Source organism: Methylobacterium crusticola (assembly GCF_003574465.1).
Lineage (GTDB): Bacteria > Pseudomonadota > Alphaproteobacteria > Rhizobiales > Beijerinckiaceae > Methylobacterium > Methylobacterium crusticola.
In genome coordinates, this window is record NZ_KZ984665.1 from 1 (window position 1) to 5,849 (window position 5,849).

General features: G+C 78.2%; 6 protein-coding genes and 2 pseudogenes. All 8 read right to left on the reverse strand.

The annotated features are described in order from the left end of the window. Positions 1-554: pseudogene (gene bchD, locus DT057_RS05505) on the reverse strand (magnesium chelatase subunit D); the annotation flags it as partial. Further along, positions 551-1,281 (reverse strand): magnesium chelatase ATPase subunit I (locus DT057_RS05510; protein ID WP_244937350.1); only part of this gene is annotated, 731 nt, incomplete at its 5' end. The pseudogene bchD and the gene DT057_RS05510, both read right to left, overlap by 4 nt. A 1-nt stretch (position 1,282) precedes the next feature. After that, positions 1,283-1,639, reverse strand: a pseudogene (locus tag DT057_RS36570) (ATP-binding protein); the annotation flags it as partial. Between the two features lie 150 nt (positions 1,640-1,789). Then, complete coding sequence (locus DT057_RS05515; protein ID WP_128561100.1) at positions 1,790-2,125, reverse strand: cupin domain-containing protein; 336 nt, start codon at positions 2,123-2,125, stop codon at positions 1,790-1,792. 111 nt (positions 2,126-2,236) lie between these two features. Next, positions 2,237-3,670, reverse strand: a complete 1,434-nt coding sequence (locus tag DT057_RS05520) for a dihydrolipoyl dehydrogenase family protein (protein ID WP_238312842.1) — start codon at positions 3,668-3,670, stop codon at positions 2,237-2,239. Next, on the reverse strand, positions 3,667-4,296 hold the full coding sequence (locus tag DT057_RS05525) for a TIGR04282 family arsenosugar biosynthesis glycosyltransferase (RefSeq protein ID WP_128561101.1): 630 nt from the start codon (positions 4,294-4,296) through the stop codon (positions 3,667-3,669). The genes DT057_RS05520 and DT057_RS05525 overlap by 4 nt, the downstream gene beginning before the upstream one ends. Next, positions 4,289-4,957, reverse strand: a complete 669-nt coding sequence (locus DT057_RS05530; RefSeq protein ID WP_128561102.1) for a TIGR04283 family arsenosugar biosynthesis glycosyltransferase — start codon at positions 4,955-4,957, stop codon at positions 4,289-4,291. Before DT057_RS05530 ends, DT057_RS05525 begins: the two co-directional genes overlap by 8 nt. Before the next feature lie 361 nt (positions 4,958-5,318). Beyond that, entirely contained in the window at positions 5,319-5,687 is a 369-nt protein-coding gene (locus DT057_RS05535; RefSeq protein ID WP_128561103.1) for a hypothetical protein, read from the reverse strand. Between the last annotated feature and the right edge of the window lie 162 nt (positions 5,688-5,849).

A 5,849-nucleotide genomic window follows, 5' to 3' on the forward strand; every position in this document is an offset into this window, starting at 1 on the left:
GGCGCCTCGGCGCCGCGGGCCCGGTCCGCGAGGTCGGCGAGGCCGACGGCGTCGAGGTCGAGCAGGATCGCGACGCGGTCGAGGAGCGCGGCGGGCGGGGCCTCGTCGGCCTCGCCCTCGTCGAGGAGCACGAGGCCGAAGCGGGCCGGCGCGCGGGCCGCGATGCCGTCGCGCTCGACCGCGACGGCCCCCGCGTCGAGCGCGGCCGCGATGCGGGCGGCGGTGCCGGCGCCGAGCCGCTCGGCCATCGGCACGATCACGAGCCCGCCGTCGGCTTCCGCCAGGAGGCCGGCCTGCGGCACCGGCCGCCCGGCCCGCAGGGTCGCCACGAGGTCGAGGCCGCCGATGAGGCGGTCGTCGGCGATGCCGGGGGGCAGGCGCCGCACGGGGCGGCCCGGGGCGAGGAGAGCCTGGAGCCGGGCGAGCCAGGCCTCGCGGACGGGGCCGGGCCGGGCCCGGACGGCGATTCCGCGCGATCCCGCGGGATCGCGCGCGACCAGGGCGGCGGCGAGGCAGGCGCGGGACCAGGCGAGGGCGCCCGCCGGGGCACTCACGCCAGCACCTCCTCGACGGCCCGGGCGACCCGGGCGCTGGAGCCCGCCTCGTCGAGGGGGTTGCGGCGCAGGCGGTGGCGCAGGGCCGAGGGCGCGACGGCGCGCAGGTGGTCCAGGGTCACGCTCCGCTCGCCCTCCAGGCTGGCGAGGGACCGGGCGGTGCGCATCAGGGTCAGCTCGCCGCGCAGGCCGTCGGTGCCGAGGGCGAGGCAGAGGCGGGCCGCCGCCTCGAGCACCGCGTCCGGCACCGCGACGGCGCCGAGGCGCTCCCGGGCCGCCAGGATCTGCCGCCGCAGCTGCCGCTCCTGCGCGGCGAAGCGGCCCGCGAAGGCGGCGGGCTCGCGCTCGTAGGCGTCGCGGCGGCGCACCACCTCGACGCGGGTCGCGAGGTCGCCCGGCGTCGCCACCTCGACGGCGAGGCCGAAGCGGTCGAGGAGCTGGGGCCTGAGCTCGCCCTCCTCCGGGTTGCCGCTGCCGACGAGCACGAACCGGGCCGGGTGGCGGATGCTGAGGCCCTCCCGCTCGACCGTGTTCACGCCGGAGGCCGCCACGTCGAGCAGCAGGTCGACGAGATGGTCGTCGAGGAGGTTGACCTCGTCGATGTAGAGGAAGCCGCGGTTGGCCCGGGCGAGCAGGCCGGGCTCGAACGCCTTCTCGCCGGCCGAGAGCGCCCGGGCGAGATCGAGGGCGCCGACCACCCGGTCCTCGGTGGCGCCGAGCGGCAGGTNGAGCCCGGCGGGCCGGCGCTCCCGGCAGGCCGGGCAGAGGCCCGCCGCGTCCGCGGGATCGCAGGCATAGGCGCAGCCCGCGACCGCCCGCATGGGCGGCAGCAGGGCCGCCAGGGCCCGGATCGCCGTCGACTTGCCGGTGCCGCGGTCGCCGAACACCAGCACGCCGCCGACCGAAGGGTCGACCGCCGCGATCAGCAGCGCCCGCTTCATCTCGTCCTGCGCCACGATGGCGGAGAACGGGTAGGCGGCGCACGGCTCGGCCGCCTCGGGGACCGGGGCCGCGGCCCGCGCGGTCGTCCCGGCGAGGGCCGGCTTCAGCCCGCGGCGGGACGCGGCAGAATGGGTGAGCGCCACGACGTCTCCTGCGGCCAGGGCTGTTTCTCGAGGGCGTCAGACTCGTCGAGGCAGCATCCACCGGCAGCGGTCGAATGTCCACTTGAATTGACACTTCCGAAAGGACCGTCCCATGGACAGCGGCGGGCCGGAGCGGCCCGGCCGCGCGCCTCAGGCGAGGTTCGTCTCGACCAGGACCGTGTCGCTGTCGAAGCGCGCGGCGTGCCAGGTCCCGGCGGGGAAGTGGAAGAGGCTGCCGGGCCCGAAGGCGGCCCGGCCCTGCGCGGTCTCGAGTTCGCCCGAGCCGGCGAGCACCTGCACGAACTGCTCGTGGGGATGGCTGTGCGGCGGCGCCTCGGTGCCGGCCGGAACCCGCACCCGCACCAGGGCGGCGCCGGCCCCGGCGAGGCTGCGCTTGGCGACGCCCGAGGCCGCCAGCACCTCGGGCAGCGCGTCCCAGGCCACGCAGTGCGCCTCGTTCGGGGTCTCGCTGCGCGTCTCGGTCATCCTCGTCCTCCTGTGCACCGGCTCGGACCATCATGGCACGGCGCGGCCCGGGAATCCCCGGCGGGCCGGCGCCCGCCGCGCGGCCCTCGGGCGGGCGCCGGCGGCCCGGGTTCAGCCCGGCAGGCGGCGCAGGAGATCCACGAGGCGCCGGGTGCGCGGCCCGAACAGGGCGGGCGCGTAGTAGGCCCCGGCGGCCGCCCTGGCGGCCTCGCCGATCGTCGGGTAGGGCAGGATCGTGCCGCTGACGGCCCGCAGGCTCAGGCCCTGCGCGATCGCCAGGCACCAGAGCCCGATGACCTCGCCGGCCGCGGGTCCGAGGATCGCGGCGCCGAGGATGCGGCCGCGCCGCCCGGCCACCAGCTTCACCGCGCCCTCCGGCCGCCGCTCGGCCACTGCGCGGTCGTTGCGCGAGAGGGGCTGGGTCAGCACCGTCACGACCTCGCCGCGGGCCCGCGCCTCGGCCTCGGTCAGGCCGACCTGGGCCAGTTCGGGATCGGTGTAGGTCACCCGCGGCAGCGCCCGGTACTCGACCCGGGCAGGCAGGCGGAAGGCGAGATTGCGCACCACGATGCCGGCCTGGTAGCCGGCCGCGTGGGTGTAGCGCGGCCCTCCGGCGACCACGTCCCCGAGCGCGAAGAGGCCGCGCCGGCTCGTGCGCAGGCGCCGGTCGACCGCGATGCCCTCGGGCCCGTACGCGACCCCGGCCGCGTCGAGCCCGAGATCCTCGACGTTCGCCTGCCGGCCCGCCGCGACGAGCAGGTGCGATCCCGCGAGGCGCTCCTGCGCGCCGCCCCGCTCCAGGGTCAGCACGACTTCGTCGAGGCCGTGCGCGACGCGAGCGACGGCGGCGTGCTCGACGAGGCGCACGCCCTCCCGCTCGAGGCGCGCGCGCAGGATCGCGACGAGGTCGGGCTCGTCGCGGGGCAGGATCGTGCGGCGCTGGACCAGGGTGACGGCGCAGCCGAGGCGGCGATGCGCCTGGGCCATCTCGATCCCGACCGGGCCCCCGCCGAGGATCAGGAGATGCGCGGGCCGCTCGCGCAGCCCGAACAGGGTGGCGTTGGTGAGCACGCGCGCCGGATCGAGCCCCGGGATCGCCGGGATCGCCGGGCGCGAGCCGGTGGCGATGACGCTGCGGGCGGCCCTGACCACCTGGCGGCCGATGCGCAGGGTGCGGGGCTCGAGGAAGCGCGCCCGCCCGCGCAGCACGGTGGCGCCAAGGCCCTCGAAGCGCGCGGCGGAATCGTGCGGCGCGATCGCCGCGATCACGTCCGCGACCCCGTCCGCCACGGCGGCGAAATCGACGGCGGCCGCCGGCGCGGCCACGCCGGGGATCGCCGGGCCCGGCCCGGCCGCCCGCGCCGCCGCGAGGAGCGCCTTCGAGGGCACGCAGCCGCGGTTGAGGCAGTCGCCGCCCATCTCGGCCTCCTCGACCAGCACCGTGCGCAGGCCGAGCCGGCTCGTGCCCGCCGCGACCGACAGCCCGGCCGAGCCGGCCCCGATCACGCAGACGTCGCAGGCCAGCGCCGGGGGGTCCGGGCTCACGCCGCGTCCCCCGGCCGAGGGCCGCCCGCGCCCCCTGCCCCGCGGCGCCAGCGCCGCCAGCCCGCCTCGTCGTCGACGTCGGCGCGGGAGCGGACGAACCCGGCGGGCGCGGCGAGGTTGCGCAGCGTGTCGGCGAGAGCGTGCGGGCTCGACCAGCGCACGTCCCGGAAGAAGTCCGGGCGCCGCGGCCGGCGCCGGGCGCCGACGAGCCAGTAGCCGCCATCCTCCGCGGGCCCGAACGCCGCCTCGCGGCGCCCGAGGACCCGGAAGGCCGCCGCGATGTCGGCCGCCCGGATGCCCGGGATGTCCGAGCCGACGATGACGACGGGGCCGGGCGGGCCGTCCGCGACGAGGCGCTGCATTCGCGCCCCGAGGTCGCCCCCGCCCTGGGGCCGGCGCGCCACCCACCGGGGCCAGAACCCCGCTTCGGCGGCCCGGTCCGGCGCCACCGCCAGGATCGTGCGCCAGCGCGGGTCGCGCCCGACCCGGCGCAGCAGCCCGGCCGTGACGGAGCGGGCGAAGCGCACGGCCTCGACGGGCCCAATGGTGCGGGCGAGGCGGGTCTTCACCCGCCCGGCGACCGGAGCCCTGACCATGACGACGAGGGTCGGGCGCAGGCTACCCATAGAGCCTCGCGATCGTCCCCGGCGAGATCCCGGCGTAGTACAGGGAGAGGCAGGCCGCGTTGCGCAGGATGCGCGGCGCGTAGCCGCCGCGGCGGTAGCGGGCGGCGCTGGTCACGGCGCGCACGGGCAGGCCGGCGAGGCGCCGGCGCCCGAGGCGGCGCACGAGGTCGACGTCCTCCATCAGCGGCAGCGCGCCGTACCCGCCCACCGCCTCGTAGAGCGGGCGGGCGATGAGCAGGCCCTGGTCGCCGTAGGGCAGCGCCAGCAGGCGGTTGCGCATCGCCACGGCGCGCTCGACGAGGCGCGCCGCCCGCCCCGGATCGTCGAGGGCGAACCGGAAGGCGGCGGCGCGCCCGCCGCCCCGGGCCATGAAGTCGGCGGCAGCCCCGGCCCAGCCGGCCTCGGGCCGGGTGTCGGCGTGCAGGAACAGGAGCCACTCGCCCGGCGCCGCGGCGGCGCCCCGGGCGAGCTGGCCACCCCGGCCCCTCTCGCCCCGCACCACGGCGCAGCCGCCGCGGGCGGCGATCCGGGGCGTGCCGTCCCGCGAGCCTCCGTCGCTCACCACGATGCCGGCGATGAGGGCCGCGCCCTCGCGCAGGGCCGCGAGGGTGGCCGGCAAGGTCGCGGCGGCGTCCAGGGTCGGGATCACTACGCCGATCACGTCCTCGTCCCTCGGCCTCCGCGGGCAGGGCCGCGCGGGCGACCGGCACGCAAAAAACAAGGCCCACGCGAGGTGGACCTTGGAAGCAGGTACAGCCACCGGAACTCCCCGGGACGGTCCCGGGTTCTCCCGATGCGGCACGACGATGGCGTCGTCGTGCCGGTCCGCCCCTCGCGGGGCGTTTCCTCCCCAGACTCGGGCCGCATCGCGTGTGCGGCCTTTCTTTTTCGTCAGGGTAACCAACCTAACTCGGCTCCCGCCGGGTTGGTTGCAGGACCGTTAAACCGCGCGCGCCGATTTCCATCGCGCAGGGCCCCGTGCGCGCAGGAGCCTGCCTGCGCGGGAGGCCGGCTCCCGGGGCTCAGCCCGCCTGCGGGGTCCGGGGCCACGCCTCGGGCGCGCCCGCGCCGCGCCGCCAGGGCCGGCCCAGGATCACGAACGAGAGCGCCACCCCGGCGGCGTAGTAGCCGTGGAGGCTCCGGTAGCCGGCCTCGGGGCTCCAGGCAAAGCCGCCCAGGAAGACGTAGCTGACGGCGTCGGCAACCAGCCCGAAGCCGAGGGCCCAGGGGTGCTGCAACACCGGATCCTGCCGGTAGATCGCCACGGCGAGGTGCCCCAGGCCGTACAGGACGCCGCCGACGGGCAGACCGACGAAGAGCGACAGGACCGCCCGCAGGAAGACCGAGGGCCAGTCCCTCGATCCGGTCCGTCTCGCGCGCGCATCCGCCATCGGGGTGGGGCTCATCCGTTCCAGGGCCGCGGCGCGTGAGGCCCGCGGCCGCCGCGCCGCGGCGAGGCGCCCGTCGCCTCCCCGCCCGAGGGGCCGATCCCCGCGTCGAGGGTGGGAGCGGCCGCGCCGATCGACGCGGTATCGCCGGGCGCGGCCGCGGGC

Bases quoted from the DNA above. Each gene is read 5' to 3' on its own strand.
- DT057_RS05515 (WP_128561100.1), bottom strand. From the start codon at position 2,125: ATGACCGAGACGCGCAGCGAGACCCCGAACGAGGCGCACTGCGTGGCC.
- DT057_RS05535 (WP_128561103.1), bottom strand. From the start codon at position 5,687: ATGGCGGATGCGCGCGCGAGACGGACCGGATCGAGGGACTGGCCCTCG.
- DT057_RS05525 (WP_128561101.1), bottom strand. From the start codon at position 4,296: ATGGGTAGCCTGCGCCCGACCCTCGTCGTCATGGTCAGGGCTCCGGTC.